This window comes from Rhizobium sp. CB3171, from assembly GCF_029714265.1.
In the GTDB taxonomy this organism is placed as follows: Bacteria; Pseudomonadota; Alphaproteobacteria; order Rhizobiales; family Rhizobiaceae; genus Rhizobium.
The window spans coordinates 3,824,389-3,842,098 of record NZ_CP121652.1; the positions used below are offsets into that span (position 1 = coordinate 3,824,389).

The following is a 17,710-nucleotide window of genomic DNA, read 5'->3' on the forward strand; positions in this document are numbered from 1 at the left end:
ATCAGGCAGCTCCCTCTTGTGACCCATGCGGGTCGGCAACCATCGGCCATATATCCTTGGGCGCGCGGCGATAGGGCGTGCGCGCCGGATTGTTCGGATAGGGCGTTCCGGCCGAACAGTAAAGGATTTCCGACGCGATCTTGGAGAAGGAGGCGAAGAAGTGGTTGGTCGACTTGATCACCAGAATCTTCTTCTGCGTAGGGTCGATGCCCATCACCGAGAAAAGGCTCGGATCGAAGCTTTGGGCGCGCGTCGAATTGAGGATGATGTCGATGCCTTCGAATTCGATATGCGCCGCATCGCCGAAGGGCGCCAGGCTTTCGCCGAAGCGCATTTCGGCATTGGCGACCAGACGCACGACCTTGACGACGCCGTCGATCGGATTGCCGGTGCCAGGCGCCGATTTCGCGCCGAAGCGCAGCGGAATTTCCGCACCTTCGCCGGCCGCCATGCAAATCTGCACCGCCATCGGGTCCCAGATCGTGCCGATCGCCGTGTCGCAGGCGCCGCGGGCCAGCAATTCTTCGAGGATGACGGTCGCATCGCCCGCCGTGCCGCCGCCGGGATTGTCCCAGACATCAGCGATGACGACCGGACCCGAGCGTACGGCCCCCGAACTGGCGGCCATGGCCTCGGTCACGGCCTGCTTTTCGTCGATCTGCGGCATCATGAAGGTGCCGCGCTTGGAAAAGAGCTCCAAGCCGAGGTCCCGGGCGAGGGCGGAGCCCTTATCCGGCTTATTATCTGTGACGACCAGCAGTTTCGTGCCCATTTCCGGCACGTCGCCAGCCATAAAGCCGTGGATCACCGAGATGGACAGGATATCCGCATCGCTTTTCTCGAGCGCCATGATCTTGTCGACGAAGGAGCGCATCGGCTCGCGCGAGGTCGGAAAGACGTCGATCATACGGCAATCGAAGGCCGACATGACCGGCTGTACGCGGCCCCCCAGCGTATCGACGGCGATGCGCCAGAGGTCTTCGGCGCGATCGACGAAGTCCGTATGCGGGAATTCCTTGAAGTAGACGAAGAAATTTGCCGCTGCGAGACGCTTTTTCGTCAGATGGCTGTGTGGATCAAGTTCGGCGCAGACGAGAATGTCCGGCCCGACGATCTGACGGACCCGCGACAGGAAATCGCCCTCGGGATCCTCGTAGCCGGCGGCAACCATCGCGCCATGCAGGCCGAGCACGACGGCATTGACCGGCATGGCGGCGCGAAGCTGGTCGAGGATTTCGTCACGCAGGCCCTCGTAGGCCGTGCGATTCACAAGGCCGGCCGGGTCGGCCCAGGCGGCCGTGCCCTCGATCAGCTCCCAGCCCCTTTCCGCGGCCACTCGCCGGCCGACTGTGATCGGCGCCGAACAAAGCGTCGGCGTCTCCGGATGCTCGCCCGGCGGCGCATAGAGGGAAGCCTCGAAGGCGCGCCGATCGACGCAGATCGGAGAAAAAGTGTTCGTCTCGGTCGCGAGCACCGCGGTGAAAATGCGCAACGCCGTCGCCTCTATTCCATTGGATTCGGCAGGTAACCGGTAAAGCCGGAAATCTTCCAGCGGCCATTATGCAGACGGCAATAATAAAGCGTCTGCCATTTCAGCACATCGACGTCGCCATCGGCTTTCTTCAGGCTGCCATCGAATTTCTTGCGCACCAGCGCCATATCGCCTTCGATCTCGATGTCTTCCAGCGTAGTCGTCGTAAAGATGGCGGTGCGCGGGTCTTCCGCAAAGGATTGGCCGGCAAAATCGCGCGCTTGCCGCAACCATTCGTCGCGGTAGGCCGCAAGCGTCGGGAAGGTGAGGCGCCATTTGTCGGGACTGACTTCGCGGCGGCCGTCGATGCCGATGAAGCCGTCTTCGACGAAATCGTCCGCCACCTGCGACCAGTCGGCTGCGAGAAAGGCGTCGATATCGCGCGGCACCAGCATCTCCCAGATTGCGTGCCGGGCAGCGTCGTCGGCAGGGAAGGGATTTTTAAAGGGATCGCGCATTGTACCCGCCAATATTGAAATTCTTTTCATAAATTGCGATTTTCACTGGTCAAATTCTGCTTTCTATGGTCATTTGTCAACGTGTCACGAAAATAATTTGCAGGATTGAAAATGACCATCAAGCGTTATGGCGCTGTCCAGACGGGTGCGGGCGGCAAGCCGCTGCCTTTCGCGCGCGCTGTCGAAGCCAATGGCTGGCTCCATGTCTCCGGCCAGGTCGCCATGGAAGATGGTGAGATCATCGATGGCGGCATCGTCGCCCAGACCCATAAGGCGATCGGCAACCTCATCGCCATTCTCCATGAAGCCGGCTATGACCTCGAGCATGTCGTCCGCGTCGGCGTGTGGCTCGATGATCCCCGTGATTTCTGGAGCTTCAACAAGATCTACCAGGACTACTTCGGCGCGCATCCGCCGGCGCGCGCCTGCGTGCAGTCGTCGATGATGGTGGATTGCAAGGTGGAGATCGACTGCATCGCCTACAAGGCGCCGGAAGCGTGAGGTAGGAAGACTGTCAGGGGCTGCATGATCTTGGAAGGGCGCATAGCGGCTTTTGGATAGGATTGTGCATTAAAATGGGGGACGTCTGTGGATATTTTCACGACCATGCAGGAGGAAAGAGGGCGGTTGTCGCAGTCGGAAAACCGCATTGCCGACATCGTCCTCAACGATTTCGAATTTGCGGTCAACGCCTCCATTATCGAGCTTGCCGGCAAGGCGGATGTTTCGCCGCCGACCGTGACGCGCTTCTGCCGTCGGCTCGGCTGCGAGAGCTTTTCCGATTTCAAGGTGCAGCTTGCCCGCACCGCCTATGTCGGCATGCGCTACATCAAGCCGGAGCCGAAGAGCATCGCGCCGGCGGATGTCGCGCAGGACATCATCACCAAGGCGCAGAATGCGCTGTTCCTGCTGCATCGCGGGCTGGATATCCCCGCCATCGAGCAGGCCTCCAACAGGCTTGCCGGCGCCGAGATGATCTACGCCTTCGGCTCCGGCGGCAATTCCTCGATGATCGCCAGCGAGCTGCAGAACAGGCTGTTCCGCCTCGGCCTGCGCGTCACCGCCAGTTCCGATCACAGCATGCAGTTGATGATGGCCGCCGCCGCCAAGCCGACGGACGTGCTGATCGGTTCGTCGCTGTCGGGCCGCAATGCCGAGCTGGTGCGGGCCTTTATGCTCGCCCGCGAAGCCAAGGTGCCGACGATTGCGTTGACGCAGAGCCACAGTCCGGTGGCGCTTGCCGCTGACATCACCGTGCCGGTCGATTTGCCCGAGGGCAACAATATCTATCGCCCGACATCGACGCGCATCGCCTATCTCGCGGTCGTGGATATCCTCGCCAGCCTTGTCGCTTACCGCATCCAGCCGCAAGCGACGGTAACGCTGCGTCGCATCAAGCAGCAGCTCGTCACTCATCGCGACGGCGACGACCGCCAGCTTCTCGGGGACTAAAGCGATTCTAATGCATGTCGCGCAAAAGTGTGCGGCGGTTTTGCGAAAACGACATGCAAAAACAAGGAGCTAAAGCGTGGGAGCGAATCTGAAATATCGCCACGAGCTTTAGGAAAAGTGCGTGAGCCGCTTTCCGTCCGGAATTGCGAAAGAACAGAAACGCAGCAGGGGAGAGATGCATGACCCGATCCGTCGCCATCGTTACCGGAGCTGCCGGCGATATCGGCCGCGCCATTGCCCGGCGTCTCGCGGATGATCACGATATCGTCCTGATGGTCGATATCGATGCCGCTGCCGTTCGAAAGGCTGCGGAAGAGCTGGGACCGGCGGAACGCTTCATCGCCCTGAAAACCGATGTCACCAGCGAGGCCGACCTTGCCGAAATGGCAAAGGCGGCCGCGGGGCTGGGTATGGTCAAGACCCTGGTCAACAATGCGGGAGCGGCCCGCGCCGTCAGCCTGCATGATACGACGCCGGATATCTGGCGCGCCGACAATGCCCTTAATCTCGAAGCCGCCTTCCTCTGTTTCCGCGCCGTCGAGGATATGCTGAAGGCGTCAAAGGGATCGCTGGTCAACATCGCCTCGGTCAACGGCATGGCCGTCTTCGGCCATCCCGCCTATAGCGCCGCCAAGGCTGGTTTGTTGCATTTCACTCGGCTGGTCGCGGTCGAATACGGCAAGTTCGGCATCCGCGCCAATGCGGTCGCGCCGGGCACGGTGCGCACGCAGGCCTGGGAGGCGCGTGCGGCCGCCAATCCCAATGTCTTCGAAGAGGCCCGCCGGTGGTATCCGCTGCAGCGCGTCGTCGATCCCGCCGATGTCGCCAATGCCGTCGCCTTTCTCGCCGGCCCGCTGGCGGCAGCCATCACCGGCGTCTGCCTGCCGGTCGATTGCGGCCTGACGGCGGGGCAGGCCGAGCTCGCCCATACATTTTCACAGTCCGATCATTATTGAACGCTTGTCGTTAAGGAGAGAATAGATATGCAGCCGGCTTCCTATCATCTCGAAAACACCTGGTCCCCCGATGGCGGACCGAACGGCCGCCTGACCTTTACGCTGATCAATCTCTCGGATGCGCCGCTCACCGGTTTCCGCCTCGTCTATACCTCGCTGACGCGCGTCATCGATCCCAAGGCTTGCGACAATGCCGTCTTCCTGCGCCGCAACGCCAATTTCCATGAATTCGCCGCGCCTGCCGGCCTCTCCCTGGCATCGGGCAAAAGCTGGACCTTCAGCGTCAGCGGCCTGAACCGAACGGCGAAACACTGCACCGATGGCGCCAAGTCCGCCTATTTGACGCTATCAGACGGCAGTCATGTTCCGGTGTCCGTCACCGATCTCCTGCTTGAAGGCCGCGTCAGCGAGCCGCCGCCGGTGCTGCTGCCGGAAGGCAAGCTCGATCTTCCCTTCGCCATCCAGCCTTGGCCAGCGGCGATCGATGCCAAGCCGGGCGAAAGCTTTCCGGTCGTGCTCTATCCCGTCAAGGGAACCGACGCTGCCAGCCTGAAGGCAGTTGCGACGGCGCTGGCGCTCTTCCAGCGCCTGTTTCCGGCCAATCATGCGCCATTCAGCCTCATCGCCGCGCCGCAGGGTAGGCCCTTGCGCTTCGTCGAGCGGTCGGCTCTCGCCAAGGAAGCTTATCAGCTCACTTTCTCGGCCGAAGAGATCACGCTTGCCTATGGCACTGAGGCCGGGCGTCTCTATGGTTTGACGACCTTGGCGCAGCTTCTGGACGGCGCGCGGCGCGAACCCGCCAAATTCCGCTTTCCGGCCGCCGGCACGATCTCCGACCAGCCGCGTTACGGCTGGCGCGGCTGCCATCTCGATGTCTCCCGGCAATTCCACCAGAAGGACAATGTGAAGCGGCTGATCGATATCCTCGCCTGGCTGAAGCTCAACATCTTCCATTGGCATCTGACCGACGATGAGGCCTGGCGGCTGGAGATCAAGGCCTATCCGCAGCTAACCTCGACCGGCGTGCTGCGCGGCCCGGACGAACCTCTGCTGCCGCAGCTTGGAAACGGCGCCGAGCCGGTGGACGGCTTCTATTCGCATGAGGATGTCAGGGAGATCGTTGCCCATGCCCTGGCGCTCGGCGTCGAGGTCGTGCCGGAAATCGATATTCCCGGCCACAGCACAGCCGCCCTCGTCGCCCTGCCGGATCTGGCCGACGGGCAGGAAGCGCCGGAGAGCTATCATTCCGTCCAGGGCTATCCCAACAATGCGCTTAACCCTGCCGTGGAGCCGACCTATGAGTTCCTCGGGAAAGTGTTCGATGAAATGGTCGAGCTGTTTCCCTCCGAATATATCCACATCGGCGGCGACGAAGTGGCCAACGGCTCGTGGCTCGCCTCGCCGCTCGCCCGCAAGCTGATGGAGCGGGAAGGCATATCCGGCACCTTCGCGCTGCAATCCTATTTCCTGAAGCGGGTGAAGACGATGCTGACGGCACGCGGCCGCAAGCTCGCCGGCTGGAACGAAGTCGCCCACGGCGGCGGCGTCGGCACGGAAGGCACGCTGCTGATGGCCTGGGAGAAGCCGGAGGTCGGCATCGAGCTTGCGCGCGAAGGCTATGACGTGGTGATGACTCCCGGCCAGGCCTATTACCTCGACATGGTGCAGGCGGAAGCCTGGCAGGAGCCGGGCGCGAGCTGGGCCGGCACCGTACCCCCAGCGCATACCTACGCCTATGAGGCGGAAGGTGAGTTTCCCGAGGAACTGAAGGAGCGGATGAAGGGCGTGCAGGCCTGCATCTGGCTCGAAAATTTCCTCTCCCGCGCCTATTTCAATCGCCTCGTCTTCCCCCGGCTGCCGGCCATCGCCGAAGCCGCCTGGACGCCGAAGGCGGGCAAGAACTGGGAGCGCTTCGCCGCGATCGTGCGGCTCAGTCCGGCTCTATAGGCAGGATGTCCAGGGTCGTGATTGCCGCAGCCGTGATTGACTGCATTGCCGGCAGCGCATGGCTATGTCACGAAACTGATAGAATAGATGCAGGATAATGTGGTTCCTTTCGATAGCGACGTCTGTCACCTAGAAGAGGAAACCCCATGAAGAAGATCATTTTGCTCGTGGCATTAGCGCTATCCGCCTCAAGCGCAATGGCAATGTCCCGTTATGACTCCCATCGCATGACGTGTTCGGCTCTTCACGACAAAATTGCCCGAGAGGGCGAAATCGTCCTGCGATACCCTTCGCACAGCGTCAACAATCTGATGATGTACGATCGATACGTCTCAAACTCCGCCGCCTGCGTCAACCGCGGCACCATGTCGAGCGCCTCGGTGCCGACCTCGGACAATCCGAGCTGCAAGGTTCAGCGCTGCGTCTCGACGACGGGGAAGGGGCATAATCGGAGCCGGTGAGCGGGGTTGTGGGCGGACGAATGCGATATCGATTTGGTACTTGAAGCTGCTTGCGACAAACTCTTGCACGTCTTGCTGGAAGACCCGCAATCCTACCAATAAAGTCCCACACATCGCCTTCCGCGGGCTCTATCTAGCTATCGGTTGCGGGATCATCTCCCATTTTGGCAAGGATATCCCGCAGCTATCCTTGTTTTGTTCTGCTAACGCGCCTGAGCTTAGCCAACCCAGCAGCTATATCGCCGATGAGAAGATGGGGTCTGGTGTAACAGCCGAAAGATTTATTTCTCGGCGGCAAAGAATACAGTGAATGCGTCTTGTAGTGGAAGCAACGGATTCTCACATATGGGGAATCAACCCAAGCGCGATTAGCGGGGAAGCCCATTTGTCCGCCATAATGTACCAAGTATGAGATTGCCAAATGACCCGACCGGAAAAGGCGGTGCAGCATATATATTGCTCATATATCTATTTGCCTCCCTGCTTATCGGTGGAATTGTTAAGATCGTCACCGGCCTAAACATAGATAACAGGCAGGTAGAATGCTCAGCGAGCCTTGGCGCACGCATCCTCATATTAGGATCAATCGCCGCCGCTGCTTTGTTGCTGCATATGGTGATTGGCTACTTTTATTTTAGAGCAAACGGCGAAGGTCCTTATGGCCCCGTTCCGAAGCCCAGAAGTCGCAAAAAGCCAGAGCGAAAGCGCCTCCTGCCGTACGTAGCGAACCCTATCTTATTCGCGGTGGTGGCATTTCCTCTCATGTTTCTTGTGTTCCGCCATTGCTAGGAAGCTAGGCCTGTAACCAATTTCTTCCAATGTCCCTTGCTGCCGCTTTATGTTCCTGTTATGTTCTCATTGTGTGGAGCCAATGAGCACCGACACGACGCGCGGAATGAGACACAGAAAAGGCATAGCGCTGCTACCAGTGGATCATGACGACTGCGAGCAAACGCTTGGAGGTTTATCTTAGTGGTACGAGCTAAGTGTGGTTTGCCCGGCTTGCAACAAGATCGTCCACCTAGACCGCTACGAGTTGGCAAGGCGCTCTGGAGGCACTAGGCAGGTGGCCTCTATTGCATCCCGGTTGGTCTGCCAGGGATGTGGTAATAGGGTGGGTAACAAGGTGCTGATAGGAATGATGCCGAGGGATTGAGGGGAGAGGTGGATTTGGAAAGCGCTGTCATGGATAACGCAGAGGACTTACCGCCGCGGCTTTTCGCTCTCAGAGCCGATCTCACAGAACGTATACCATGTGCCCCAGGTGACGCGACCGTTAAGGCGGAACTCGGAGCAATGCCATTGGCCCAACTTATGATCACCTACATGAGTTGGGTGGACAGGCTGATACCTCCTCGGCAGCGTTCGGTCTCCTTCGCAGAGGGATTTTTCGCAAAGCGTCTGAGTGACGATCAAATGCGGGTAATCGGTGTCATCGGCAATATGTCAGCGAAAGGAGATGATTTCACGCCATACCTTTCGGCTACGGTGCAAACCCGTGGGTATACTCCCAAGCAAGGTTCAAGGCCGGGTATCCGTTGGGTCGACGGCGGTCGAGGACACAAGGACCTCGCATTGAATACAATGGATGCTCATCACTTCCACCTGAAGCCACTTGAGAAAAATGGGACAAGGCTCAACGGTTCTCGGGATTTGATCTGGGCATGGGTGAGCAGAGACAATATCCATTTTCTTATGTTGGGTGACCACAATAGCTGCAACGACGGAACACTGAGAGCGGTGGTCGCGAAAGAGCGCCTCTTAGCAGGGTGGGACGTGAAAGGGCTGTCGCCATCAAGAAGCACCTCGTCGCTCCAGGATCGCTTGCGCTTGGCCCGTTACGGCGTGATGGCGCATGAAGAGGTTGAAGCAAAGGTAGTGCCAGTTGGTTTTGCGTCTTCTGACGGCTCTAGTTTCTTTCATGTTACGCACGTGGATAAGGTAATGCGTGTGCTCCGTGATTGGGATAGCCGCTTAGACACGTCGCATGGCAGGAGCGAGCTTGCGACTAAGATTGGCTTTCCACAGATTGACATCGAAGGGGCAAAGTGGGGTTTCTTGTACGGTGACTTTTGCCTATTTACCTGCCAAAATATTGCGCTAGGGATTGTGCCGTGGCGACGATAAGTGGCTGGCTCATCAGTTCAGTTGCATAGCGTTCTTACGCTTTCGGCTCGCTCAATATCGGCTTCAGCTTGTCTTACCCGAGCCTCACCGGCGCTGGCCGTCCTGAGAGAGCCGAATGCTTTGGGTACTCAAAGTAACCGTGAATCTTACCCAACTTCCGGCCAGCGGAATGACCAGCGTCTTGCCTACCGTCGGCTGCCTGCAAAATCGGAAGGGACACGCTTCACAAAATGGGGGATGCGACCCCCCACAGCCATCGGACGGACAAGCCCCCCAAGCGCACTGCTACCGGCCCTCACTGCAAAGGCCTCAAATAAACAACTTTTCAGGAAATCTAACTCTTTGATCTTGGCAGTGATCAAAAGGAAATGGTGCCCAGAAGAGGACTCGAACCTCCACGCCTCGCGGCACAGGTACCTGAAACCTGCGCGTCTACCAATTCCGCCATCTGGGCGACGGACACGCATGTAAGGGGGTGGCTGTCCGGTGTCAACAGGGTTTTTGAAGTTTTCGTGGCAATCTTGAAAAAAGCGGTTGAAGCCCGGGTTAACCCCGGGCTGCCGCCCAGGCGCGGATGAGGCCAAGTCCCTGTTCCAGCAAGGCCTTTGCCTCGTTTTCATCGGCCGCTTCGACATAGCAGCGCATCTCCGGCGCATTGCCGGAGGGGCGGAAATGGATGATTCGGCCGTCGGCCAGCGTCACCCGCAGCCCGTCTATATCGCTCTTTGACGCGACGCCGGCGACCGGCGCCAGGAAGGCGGCGAGATTGGCGTCGGAGGCGCGCAGATAGGCCATCAGCGCCCCGCTGGTTTCGACCGGAAAATTCTCCAGTCGGTCGGCGGCGGCAAACGGCAGGCGGTAGTTGGCGGCAACGGCCGACAGCGATTGTTTTGCCCGCGCGGCGGCGAAGAGCGTCGCGAGGATCGGCAGGAAGCTGTCGCGCGTCGGCAGGGCACGGATCGGCTGTCCCTCGATGATGAAGCGGCTTGCCGTCAGCGTGCCGCCATTGGCCTCGAAGCCCATGACATTGGCTTTGCCGGCCGCCAGCGCCTCATCCATGCCGGCGATAACATAGGGCGAGCCGACGCGGGTGCGGGTGACGGTGTAGGAGCCGGCGGCCTCGATGCCGGAATTGGAGGTGACCGGCGTCACTACGACTTCCGCGCCGAGGAAATTCGCGGCAATCAGGCCGAGCAGGTCGCCGCGCAGCGGCTCGCCGGTTTCATCGGAGACAAGCGGCCGGTCGCCGTCGCCGTCGGCGGAGACGATCGCATCCAGCCCATGCTCCGGCGCCCAGCCCTTCAGCAGGCGGATGGTTTCGGCCGAGACCGCTTCGGTATCGACCGGAATGAAGCTTTCGGAGCGGCCGAGCGGCACGACGCGCGCGCCGTAATGCACCAGCACTAGGCCGAGCAGATCGCGCGCCACGGTGCTGTGCTGATAGACGCCGATGGTGAGGCCGGCGAGGCTGTCGGCGGGCAGCAGGGCGATATTGCGCTCGAAGAACAACGCCTCGGTCTCCGCCGTCCGGTCTTCGCAAGTGCCGGGCGTCTCATCCAGCTCAGCGTCGCCGATCGCGGCTGCTTCGGCGCCGATTGCCAGCTCGTCCTGCTTGTCGATCTCGCCATCGGGGCGGTAGAATTTGATGCCGTTGCGGTCGGCCGGAATATGCGAGCCGGTGATCATCAGCGAGGCGGCCTTGAGCTCCAGCCCGTAGAGCGCCAGCGCCGGGGTCGGCACCGTGCCGCAATCGACTGGCGTGAGGCCGGCGCGTTTCAGCGCGCCGATGCAGGTGGCCGAGATCGCCGGGCTGGACTCGCGAAAATCGCGGCCGACCAGGATGAGATCGCCGGGCTGCGCATGGCCGCTCTTCAACAGGTGGCGGGCATAGGCCGTGGCGTAGAGGGCAGACGCCCGTCCCATGAGATCGACGGACAGGCCGCGAAGGCCGCTGGTTCCAAATTTCAAGCTGCTCACGTGCAATCTCCTCGGAATGTTGCGCCTCTTATGGAACAAGCGGGGGAAAGGATCAACCGATCGATCGCGGCCGATAGCCGCCTTCGCGCCCCTGGTTTTGCCTTGAGGGAAGCCCCAAATATAGAGCGAGCCGCGGGAAAAGATGCTGGGTCGCCAAGACCAGCAACAGGAGTCTGCCATGACTGTTTTCGGCAAGATCGCGTTCGGCTGCGCCGTCAGCCTCGTTTTGTTGTCGCCACCGGATCTCGCCAATGCGGCCTCGAACAGCCCGAAGCTCGGCCTGCCTCCCCCGAGGGTCGGGCCCACTGTTTGCGACGCTCGCGGTTGTTTCGGTTTCGGCTCGCAGCAATGGTACCGCCCGCCTGGCTATCCCATTCCCTATACGCCGCGGAGCCTCGATAGGAGGTCGCGCTTTGACAATCCCCGCATCTATATCCAGCCGCGCAATCCTGTTCCGCCGAGAACCAATTACCCGGCGCCGGTCAACAATCGCACGCGGCATCAGATATGGTGCTCCGAACATTATCGGACCTACAATCCCGGCACCAATCTCTACACCACCCTTCACCACGGCTTTCAGACCTGCCGCTCCCCCTATTATTGAGTGAGCGGGAGCGCCTCTGGCGCCGGTTTCAGCACAGAGCACATCCATTCGCCTTGTCTATATGAGGAAGCGAAAATAAATCGCTTGCTTTTCTCGCGACTTGGGCAGTCCCTATAATGTCGCCGCTTCCACAGGGTCGCGGGCGAAGCAAGGAGCCCAAAATGGCAAAGGGTCAATTGAGAAGTACCCGCGAAGCGCGGAAACCCAAGAAGGGCAAGATCGTCGCTGTAAAGCAGCAGCCTGGTTCTCAGGTCAGGCAGGCTGCCAGCACGATAAGCCTCGGCAGGAAAGATAAGTGACGGAGCGAAGACGCGCCGCAGGCCGCGCCTTCTCGATATGTCAGTCGGCGGAATATCGGCCGGCGCGCCGCGGAGGTGCGCCGGAGAATGGGGTAGTCAGCTCTCCAGCGATCCGCGGTCGGTATGGCCGAGATCGCGGTCGGGATCGATGATGTCGCGCACCCGCTGCTTCAGCTCCTTCGGACCGGGGAAGCCGCCGTCGCGCTTGCGCTCCCACAGCAGCTCGCCATCGATACGGATTTCGAAGTTGCCGCCCGTGCCGGGGATCAGCGCCACTTCGCCCACGCTGTCGCTGAAAGTTTGCAGCAGTTCCTGCGCCATCCAGCCGGCGCGCAGCAGCCAGTTGCATTGCGTACAATAGAGAATGGTGATCCGGGGCTTGTCGGTCATCGGCGGTTTCCTTGTTGTTTGCTGACATTTAGGCTCAACTTTAATCGGCCGCAAGCTGGCCTCTTGCGTCGTCGGCCCTCCCATGTTCATTTTGCCCGAATTGTATTCGGGGGTCATGGGAATGCGGGTCGCCATCGTCGAAAACATGAAAAACACGCCGCTCGGCGCCCTCGGCATCGCGCTGGAAGAAGCGGGAGCGGAGATCGAATGGTTCCGTGCGTGGGACGGCGAGCGGCTTCCGAGCGATGCAGCGGCGCATGATGCGCTGGTGGTGCTCGGCGGCGAGCAGAATGCCCGCGACGACGACACCCACCCCTATCTGCCGGAGCTCGCAAGGCTCATGCGTCGGTTCGAGGAGACCGACAAGGCCGTGCTCGGCATCTGCCTCGGCAGCCAGATTCTGGCCCGCGCCTACGAGGCCGAAAATCTTCTCGGTGCCGCCCATGAATTCGGCTGGAAAACCGTCGGCGTCACCGAGGAGGGCAAAGCCGATCCGCTGCTATCTGCTCTCGGCGACGATTTCACCATTTTCCAATGGCACTCCGACACGTTCTCGCTGCCGACCGGCGCCGTTCGCCTCGCCACCAACGCGGTGACCAGCAACCAAGCCTTCCGCATCGGCCGCGCAACCTACGGCACGCAGTTCCATTTCGAGGCCAATACCGCCGTCGTCGAAGGCTGGCGGACGGAGTTCAAGGCGACGATCGAGCGCAACGAACCCGGCTGGCTGGAGCGCTATCCCGAGATCGCCGCGAAGAATGCACCGGCGGCTGAGATCGCCGGGCTGACGATCGCCCGGGCGTGGGTGAGGACGATTGGTGCTGAGGCGAAGCTGCAGGCGGCGTCTTAGAGCGGTTCAATCGGCTAGCCCATCTATTGCGGCTCTCCATTGCCGGAGGCGATCTGTGCCGCCCCGCCTATAGCGTTGCGAAATGCGTCATCGAAGCTGACGCCGCGGATTCGCCAGTGATGGATTTTTCGACTTTCCATCATCGACCAATCGGCGACCCAGCCGAGATCCTTGTCGCTCCAGACAAGCGAACCCGCCAAGGCGACATCGCCGCCGATGGTCTTGGCCAAGGCATCGAGTTCCTGCTGTGCCGTCCCCGCCAAACCGGTTGTGGTGAGGCCCCGGCTGACCAGCATTGCCTTGTTGGGCACAATGATTGCCATGGCAAACGGTCTGGCGGCCGCTTCGAAAGCGTCGATCATGTAAGGGCTTTCGTCACCGTCGCGGGTCAGCGTGAAAGTGCGTTGCGCATCGCGTACGACCAAGAAAATCGCGAGTTTCGGGCGCGGTGACAGCCACGGCTTGTGCCCGAGCGTGGACAGCAATTGATCGATGGTATCGGGCATGTAGATGCAAGTGAGGTCCTGCGGCCGGTCGTGGGTGCCTTGCTCGTCATGGATCGGGATACCTTCCAGGCGATCGCGATAGCTGTAGGTCGCGACGAAGGAGCCGGCACGCTGCAGCATCGCTTGAAAGGCATTCTCCGTCGTCACACGCTGATCGCCGCTGACCCTGACAAGCACGCGACCCAGGCAATCCTTGAAGCCGAGTTCGCGATTGATGGCGCCAGTGCCGGTAACGATTGCCTGCGCTCGGTAAAGCCGGCTCTGATCATCGGCGTGAGCGACGGCTGCCTCGTTGATGACTGCGAGCGCGAAGGCGATGGCAATCGATCGTGATTTCAACATCGGGACATCTCCGAACGCTGCCATGGTGTCGCGAAAGCAAGCGGCAGGCAATGTCAGATTATGATGGCCGAGCGACGTTGACGATGGCTTTGACAACGGCGTCAAGGCCACTAGATTTCATGGAAACCGGAGGAGACGAGATCATGACCCAGCCAGAATTACCCTGGAAAGGTGGATGCCGTTGCGGGGAGGTGCGATTGAAGATCAGCGCCAAGCCACTCCTGACCATGGCCTGCCATTGCACCGGCTGTCAGCGCATGTCCTCCAGCGCCTATTCGTTGAGCGTCGCCATTCCGAGCGAAGGTTTCGAAGTCACCCAAGGCGAACCCGTTATCGGCGGCATGCACGACGAAAACCTGAAGCACTATTTCTGCCCCTACTGCATGACTTGGATGTTCACGCGCCTGGAAGGGTTCGACTGGTTCGTCAACCTGCGCCCGACCATGCTCGACGACCCCAGTTGGTTCACGCCTTTCGTCGAGACCTGGACCAGCGAGAAATTGCCCTGGGTGACGACACCGGCAAAGCACAGCTATCCGGCGCTGCCGGCGATCGATGAGTATCAGGGGCTGATCAAGGAGTATGGGGAAGAGGCTTCTTAATTGAAGGCGACCGGCTCTGAAGCCGATCGCCAACTAGTGCAATATTAGCCTTTCGGCGGGAAGGGGTCGTTTCCATAGGAGTCGCGGGCACGAATGCGCCCGTTTTCACCATGGATAAGCAACTCGCTCTGCTGGTTACGCGCGATTTCGCGAGCGACGGCAATCGCCTCTTGCTGAGTTGTTGTAACTTTCGTTGCTCGTTCAGCGCCAGCACCTTTCACGGCCCAGCCATTCTGGTGCGGCACGACATGCTGATCTCGCTTTGTCATGATGCTGAATTCCTTATGAAAGTGAAAGTGTGACCAGTGCCCATACTGGGCGCTGGTCTTTGCCTGCTAAGCAGCTCGCTTCTTCAAAGCTACTTCCCGACTACCAACGTGTTTTCGCTCTTTAAGAACTTCATTCACACGACCGGGATTAACATCGAAGCTGGCGGCAATCCGGTTCTGGAACTCTCCGCTCCAACTCTGAAGCCAGATTTCAACTGCATCATCAAAGGTGAGCACGTAGCTCCGCTTGTTATTATCGTTCACGATAATAATCTCCAATTAAGAGTGCCCTCTTGAAACGGAGACTCAGAAGTGCGATTCTGAAAGTGTAACGGTTTCAGATATCGGCATTCCGAGTTGATCCGCCCAGCGGATTCGGGCTTGTCCACTGACACCACGGGTCACATTGCAAATCGGGGTACGAGCCGACTTGTTTTGTGGCCCTTTTTGTTACTGCCAGCCGCGACGGTGCTCGATAGTGCGGGTGGCTATGTGTCTTCTTAAAGTTTGCCTCATATTGTTTTATCCCTTTTCTACCTGAGCCGTTTTGCCCAAGATTGCTTGACTGAGGATTTGCCGAGCTCTGTCAGCACATAGCTTCCTCTTGTAAGAGCTTCGCCAACTCTGTAAGTCGCCAGCCCTTGTTTCTCCAAGGTTCGATGGCTTACCAAATTACGGATTACCTGGCTTAAGCGATCATCCTTTCTCCCTTTCAACGGGAGCAAGTCCTCGGCGGTTGGCGTTATTATCTGACGTAACTTTTTTGCCAAAACTGAAATTTCGAGCCCTAGTTCCTCGTCGCCGTACTTCGCAATTAAAGCCAGTGCGGGATCAATAAGATCGCCCTCCTTCGTCCTCATCGCGTTAACCATCTAAGATACTTCAGAATCAGCATTTCTTCATCAGAATACGAATCGGAATCCAAAAAGTCAAGATTCCTTAACCATCTTCTTCAATCATTTGATCTCCAATTGTTCCGTGTGACAAAACAAAAAAGGAGCCATGTGGCTCCTTTTCAATTTCAATCTTAAGCGCTTATTGCGAGACTATTCATCCCCCATCTTCAGCGCTGCAATAAATGCTTCCTGCGGGATTTCGACTTTGCCGAATTGCCGCATGCGCTTCTTGCCTTCCTTCTGCTTATCCAGCAGCTTGCGCTTGCGGGTGGCGTCGCCGCCGTAGCATTTGGCGGTCACGTCCTTGCGCAGCGCCTTCACCGTCTCGCGGGCGATGATGCGCCCGCCGATCGCGGCCTGGATCGGGATCTGGAACATGTGCTGCGGGATCAGGTCCTTCAGCTTCTCGCACATGACGCGGCCGCGCTTTTCGGCGGCGGAGCGGTGCACCAGCATGGAGAGCGCATCCACCGGCTCGGCATTGACGAGGATCGACATCTTGACGAGGTCGCTCTCGCGATAGTCGGTCAGGCTGTAGTCGAAGGAGGCGTAGCCCTTGGAGATCGACTTCAGGCGATCGTAGAAGTCGAAGACGACTTCGTTGAGCGGCAGGTCGTAGGTGATCATGGCGCGGTTGCCGACATAGGTCAGCTCGGTCTGGATGCCGCGGCGGTCCTGACAGAGCTTCAGGATCGAGCCGAGATAATCGTCCGGCGTCAGGATCGTTGCCTTGATCCACGGCTCGCGGAATTCGGAAATCTTGACGACGTCGGGCATGTCGGCCGGATTGTGCAGCTCGATCTCGGTGCCGTCGGTCATGGTGAGCTGATAGACGACGGAAGGCGCCGTCGCGATCAGATCGAGATTGAATTCGCGCTCCAGGCGCTCCTGGATGATTTCCAGATGCAGCAGGCCGAGGAAGCCGCAGCGGAAACCGAAGCCGAGAGCGGCAGAAGATTCCATTTCAAAGGAGAAGCTGGCGTCGTTGAGGCGCAGCTTGCCCATGGCCGAGCGCAGGTCCTCGAAATCGGCGGCATCGACGGGGAAGAGACCGCAGAACACGACAGGCTGCGCCGGCTTGAAGCCCGGCAGGGGCTCGGCGGTCGGGCGCTTGTCCTCGGTGATGGTATCGCCGACGCGGGTGTCGGCTACTTCCTTGATCGAAGCGGTGATGAAGCCGATCTCGCCGGGGCCGAGGCTGTCGACGGCGACCATCTTCGGCGTCAGCACGCCGACGCGCTCGATCTGGTATTTCGCATCCGTGCCCATCATGCGGATGGTCTGGCCCTTGGTCAGCGTGCCGTCTATGATGCGCACGAGAACCATGACGCCGAGATAGGTGTCGTACCAGCTATCGACCAGCAGCGCCTTCAGCGGCGCCTTTTCGCCCCCCGCGCTCTTCGGCGCCGGCAGCTTGTGCACGATGGCTTCGAGAACGTCGGGAATGCCGAGGCCGGTCTTGGCAGAGATCAGCACGGCGTCGGAGGCGTCAATGCCGATCACTTCCTCGATCTGTTCCTTGATGCGGTCCGGTTCGGCCGCCGGTAGGTCGATCTTGTTGAGGACGGTGACGAGTTCGTGGTTGTTGTCGATCGCCTGATAGACGTTGGCGAGCGTCTGCGCCTCGACGCCTTGGCTGGCATCGACCACCAGCAGCGAGCCCTCGCAGGCCGACAGCGAGCGGGAGACTTCGTAGGCGAAGTCTACGTGTCCGGGCGTGTCGATCAGGTTGAGAATATAGGTCTCGCCATTGTTCGCCTTGTAGTGCAGGCGCACGGTCTGGGCCTTGATGGTGATGCCGCGCTCGCGCTCGATCTCCATATTGTCCAGCACCTGCTCCGACATCTCGCGTTCGGCGAGGCCGCCCGTCGTCTGGATCAGGCGGTCGGCCAGCGTCGATTTGCCGTGGTCGATATGGGCCACGATCGAGAAGTTGCGGATATGCGAAAGCGGAGTGGTGGAATTGGTGCTCATGCGCGCCATATAGCAGCGCCGCCCCGCGCCGCAAAGCGGAAAAGCGGGGTTTTGGCGGCTATATTCGCA

At 59.7% G+C, this 17,710-nt stretch carries 18 protein-coding genes and 1 tRNA gene; 9 read left to right on the plus strand and 10 right to left on the minus strand.

Translation table 11 applies throughout. From position 1 onward, the window contains the following. Position 1: 1 nt before the first annotated feature. Positions 2 to 1,492 carry a M81 family metallopeptidase gene (locus tag QA648_RS18575; protein ID WP_283048607.1) on the minus strand — a complete coding sequence of 497 codons (1,491 nt, stop codon included), beginning with the start codon at positions 1,490 to 1,492 and terminating at the stop codon, positions 2 to 4. A gap of 11 nt (positions 1,493 to 1,503) precedes the next feature. After that, positions 1,504 to 1,989 carry a hypothetical protein gene (locus QA648_RS18580; protein ID WP_104821675.1) on the minus strand — a complete coding sequence of 162 codons (486 nt, stop codon included), beginning with the start codon at positions 1,987 to 1,989 and terminating at the stop codon, positions 1,504 to 1,506. Between the two features lie 111 nt (positions 1,990 to 2,100). Between QA648_RS18580 and QA648_RS18585 the strand changes: the two genes are divergently transcribed. The 6 genes from QA648_RS18585 to QA648_RS18610 all read left to right on the plus strand — a co-directional run bounded on the left by QA648_RS18585 (position 2,101) and on the right by QA648_RS18610 (position 8,932). After that, the gene (locus QA648_RS18585; RefSeq protein WP_104821676.1) at positions 2,101 to 2,490 is read left to right on the plus strand and encodes a RidA family protein; all 390 of its coding nucleotides are present in this window, start codon (positions 2,101 to 2,103) and stop codon (positions 2,488 to 2,490) included. A gap of 87 nt (positions 2,491 to 2,577) precedes the next feature. After that, positions 2,578 to 3,441: a MurR/RpiR family transcriptional regulator gene (locus tag QA648_RS18590; protein WP_104821677.1), complete on the plus strand. Its 864-nt coding sequence runs from the start codon at positions 2,578 to 2,580 to the stop codon at positions 3,439 to 3,441. Between the two features lie 179 nt (positions 3,442 to 3,620). Continuing rightward, positions 3,621 to 4,397 (plus strand): SDR family oxidoreductase, encoded by a 777-nt coding sequence (locus tag QA648_RS18595; protein ID WP_283048608.1) that lies wholly within the window; start codon positions 3,621 to 3,623, stop codon positions 4,395 to 4,397. Positions 4,398 to 4,424: 27 nt separating this feature from the next. Then, the gene (locus QA648_RS18600) at positions 4,425 to 6,344 is read left to right on the plus strand and encodes a beta-N-acetylhexosaminidase (protein ID WP_283048609.1); all 1,920 of its coding nucleotides are present in this window, start codon (positions 4,425 to 4,427) and stop codon (positions 6,342 to 6,344) included. 146 nt (positions 6,345 to 6,490) lie between these two features. Further along, positions 6,491 to 6,805, plus strand: a complete 315-nt coding sequence (locus QA648_RS18605) for a hypothetical protein (RefSeq protein ID WP_283048610.1) — start codon at positions 6,491 to 6,493, stop codon at positions 6,803 to 6,805. A gap of 1,185 nt (positions 6,806 to 7,990) precedes the next feature. Beyond that, entirely contained in the window at positions 7,991 to 8,932 is a 942-nt protein-coding gene (locus QA648_RS18610) for a hypothetical protein (RefSeq protein WP_283048612.1), read from the plus strand. A 369-nt stretch (positions 8,933 to 9,301) separates the two neighbouring features. Here the strand turns inward: QA648_RS18610 and QA648_RS18615 are convergent. Together QA648_RS18615 and QA648_RS18620 are read right to left on the minus strand one after the other, a co-directional pair. Continuing rightward, positions 9,302 to 9,386 (minus strand) — tRNA-Leu (locus tag QA648_RS18615). 92 nt (positions 9,387 to 9,478) lie between these two features. Beyond that, on the minus strand, positions 9,479 to 10,900 hold the full coding sequence (locus tag QA648_RS18620) for a phosphomannomutase (RefSeq protein ID WP_283051418.1): 1,422 nt from the start codon (positions 10,898 to 10,900) through the stop codon (positions 9,479 to 9,481). 187 nt (positions 10,901 to 11,087) lie between these two features. On the opposite strand from QA648_RS18620, the gene QA648_RS18625 reads away from it, so the two are divergent. After that, positions 11,088 to 11,513, plus strand: a complete 426-nt coding sequence (locus QA648_RS18625; RefSeq protein WP_104821683.1) for a BA14K family protein — start codon at positions 11,088 to 11,090, stop codon at positions 11,511 to 11,513. Between the two features lie 395 nt (positions 11,514 to 11,908). Here QA648_RS18625 and QA648_RS18630 read toward each other — a convergent pair whose 3' ends face one another. Then, positions 11,909 to 12,202 carry a SelT/SelW/SelH family protein gene (locus QA648_RS18630; RefSeq protein ID WP_028750867.1) on the minus strand — a complete coding sequence of 98 codons (294 nt, stop codon included), beginning with the start codon at positions 12,200 to 12,202 and terminating at the stop codon, positions 11,909 to 11,911. A 121-nt stretch (positions 12,203 to 12,323) separates the two neighbouring features. Between QA648_RS18630 and QA648_RS18635 the strand changes: the two genes are divergently transcribed. After that, entirely contained in the window at positions 12,324 to 13,052 is a 729-nt protein-coding gene (locus tag QA648_RS18635) for a type 1 glutamine amidotransferase (RefSeq protein ID WP_283048617.1), read from the plus strand. A 23-nt stretch (positions 13,053 to 13,075) separates the two neighbouring features. Here the strand turns inward: QA648_RS18635 and QA648_RS18640 are convergent, their stop codons facing one another. Beyond that, positions 13,076 to 13,900: a DUF2066 domain-containing protein gene (locus tag QA648_RS18640; RefSeq protein WP_283048619.1), complete on the minus strand. Its 825-nt coding sequence runs from the start codon at positions 13,898 to 13,900 to the stop codon at positions 13,076 to 13,078. 143 nt (positions 13,901 to 14,043) lie between these two features. Between QA648_RS18640 and QA648_RS18645 the strand changes: the two genes are divergently transcribed. After that, a complete protein-coding gene (locus QA648_RS18645) occupies positions 14,044 to 14,502 on the plus strand; it encodes a GFA family protein (RefSeq protein ID WP_283048621.1) in 459 nt (152 codons plus the stop codon). 44 nt (positions 14,503 to 14,546) lie between these two features. On the opposite strand, the gene QA648_RS18650 is transcribed toward QA648_RS18645, so the two are convergent. The 4 genes from QA648_RS18650 to lepA all read right to left on the minus strand — a co-directional run bounded on the left by QA648_RS18650 (position 14,547) and on the right by lepA (position 17,650). After that, positions 14,547 to 14,771, minus strand: coding sequence for a DUF2188 domain-containing protein (locus QA648_RS18650; protein ID WP_283048623.1), 225 nt, complete (start codon positions 14,769 to 14,771; stop codon positions 14,547 to 14,549). Between the two features lie 66 nt (positions 14,772 to 14,837). After that, a complete protein-coding gene (locus QA648_RS18655; protein WP_283048625.1) occupies positions 14,838 to 15,035 on the minus strand; it encodes a hypothetical protein in 198 nt (65 codons plus the stop codon). Positions 15,036 to 15,304: 269 nt separating this feature from the next. Then, entirely contained in the window at positions 15,305 to 15,643 is a 339-nt protein-coding gene (locus tag QA648_RS18660) for a hypothetical protein (protein ID WP_283048627.1), read from the minus strand. Positions 15,644 to 15,817: 174 nt separating this feature from the next. After that, positions 15,818 to 17,650 (minus strand): translation elongation factor 4, encoded by a 1,833-nt coding sequence (gene lepA, locus QA648_RS18665; RefSeq protein WP_112446975.1) that lies wholly within the window; start codon positions 17,648 to 17,650, stop codon positions 15,818 to 15,820. Between the last annotated feature and the right edge of the window lie 60 nt (positions 17,651 to 17,710).

What these genes read in the sequence shown, in the direction of transcription:
- QA648_RS18595 (WP_283048608.1), top strand. Translation starts at nt 3,621, where the DNA reads ATGACCCGATCCGTCGCCATCGTTACCGGAGCTGCCGGCGATATCGGC.
- QA648_RS18660 (WP_283048627.1), bottom strand. Translation starts at nt 15,643, where the DNA reads ATGGTTAACGCGATGAGGACGAAGGAGGGCGATCTTATTGATCCCGCA.
- QA648_RS18580 (WP_104821675.1), bottom strand. Translation starts at nt 1,989, where the DNA reads ATGCGCGATCCCTTTAAAAATCCCTTCCCTGCCGACGACGCTGCCCGG.
- QA648_RS18645 (WP_283048621.1), top strand. Translation starts at nt 14,044, where the DNA reads ATGACCCAGCCAGAATTACCCTGGAAAGGTGGATGCCGTTGCGGGGAG.
- QA648_RS18600 (WP_283048609.1), top strand. Translation starts at nt 4,425, where the DNA reads ATGCAGCCGGCTTCCTATCATCTCGAAAACACCTGGTCCCCCGATGGC.
- QA648_RS18640 (WP_283048619.1), bottom strand. Translation starts at nt 13,900, where the DNA reads ATGTTGAAATCACGATCGATTGCCATCGCCTTCGCGCTCGCAGTCATC.
- QA648_RS18610 (WP_283048612.1), top strand. Translation starts at nt 7,991, where the DNA reads ATGGATAACGCAGAGGACTTACCGCCGCGGCTTTTCGCTCTCAGAGCC.
- QA648_RS18605 (WP_283048610.1), top strand. Translation starts at nt 6,491, where the DNA reads ATGAAGAAGATCATTTTGCTCGTGGCATTAGCGCTATCCGCCTCAAGC.
- lepA (WP_112446975.1), bottom strand. Translation starts at nt 17,650, where the DNA reads ATGGCGCGCATGAGCACCAATTCCACCACTCCGCTTTCGCATATCCGC.
- QA648_RS18625 (WP_104821683.1), top strand. Translation starts at nt 11,088, where the DNA reads ATGACTGTTTTCGGCAAGATCGCGTTCGGCTGCGCCGTCAGCCTCGTT.
- QA648_RS18585 (WP_104821676.1), top strand. Translation starts at nt 2,101, where the DNA reads ATGACCATCAAGCGTTATGGCGCTGTCCAGACGGGTGCGGGCGGCAAG.
- QA648_RS18650 (WP_283048623.1), bottom strand. Translation starts at nt 14,771, where the DNA reads ATGACAAAGCGAGATCAGCATGTCGTGCCGCACCAGAATGGCTGGGCC.
- QA648_RS18630 (WP_028750867.1), bottom strand. Translation starts at nt 12,202, where the DNA reads ATGACCGACAAGCCCCGGATCACCATTCTCTATTGTACGCAATGCAAC.
- QA648_RS18635 (WP_283048617.1), top strand. Translation starts at nt 12,324, where the DNA reads ATGCGGGTCGCCATCGTCGAAAACATGAAAAACACGCCGCTCGGCGCC.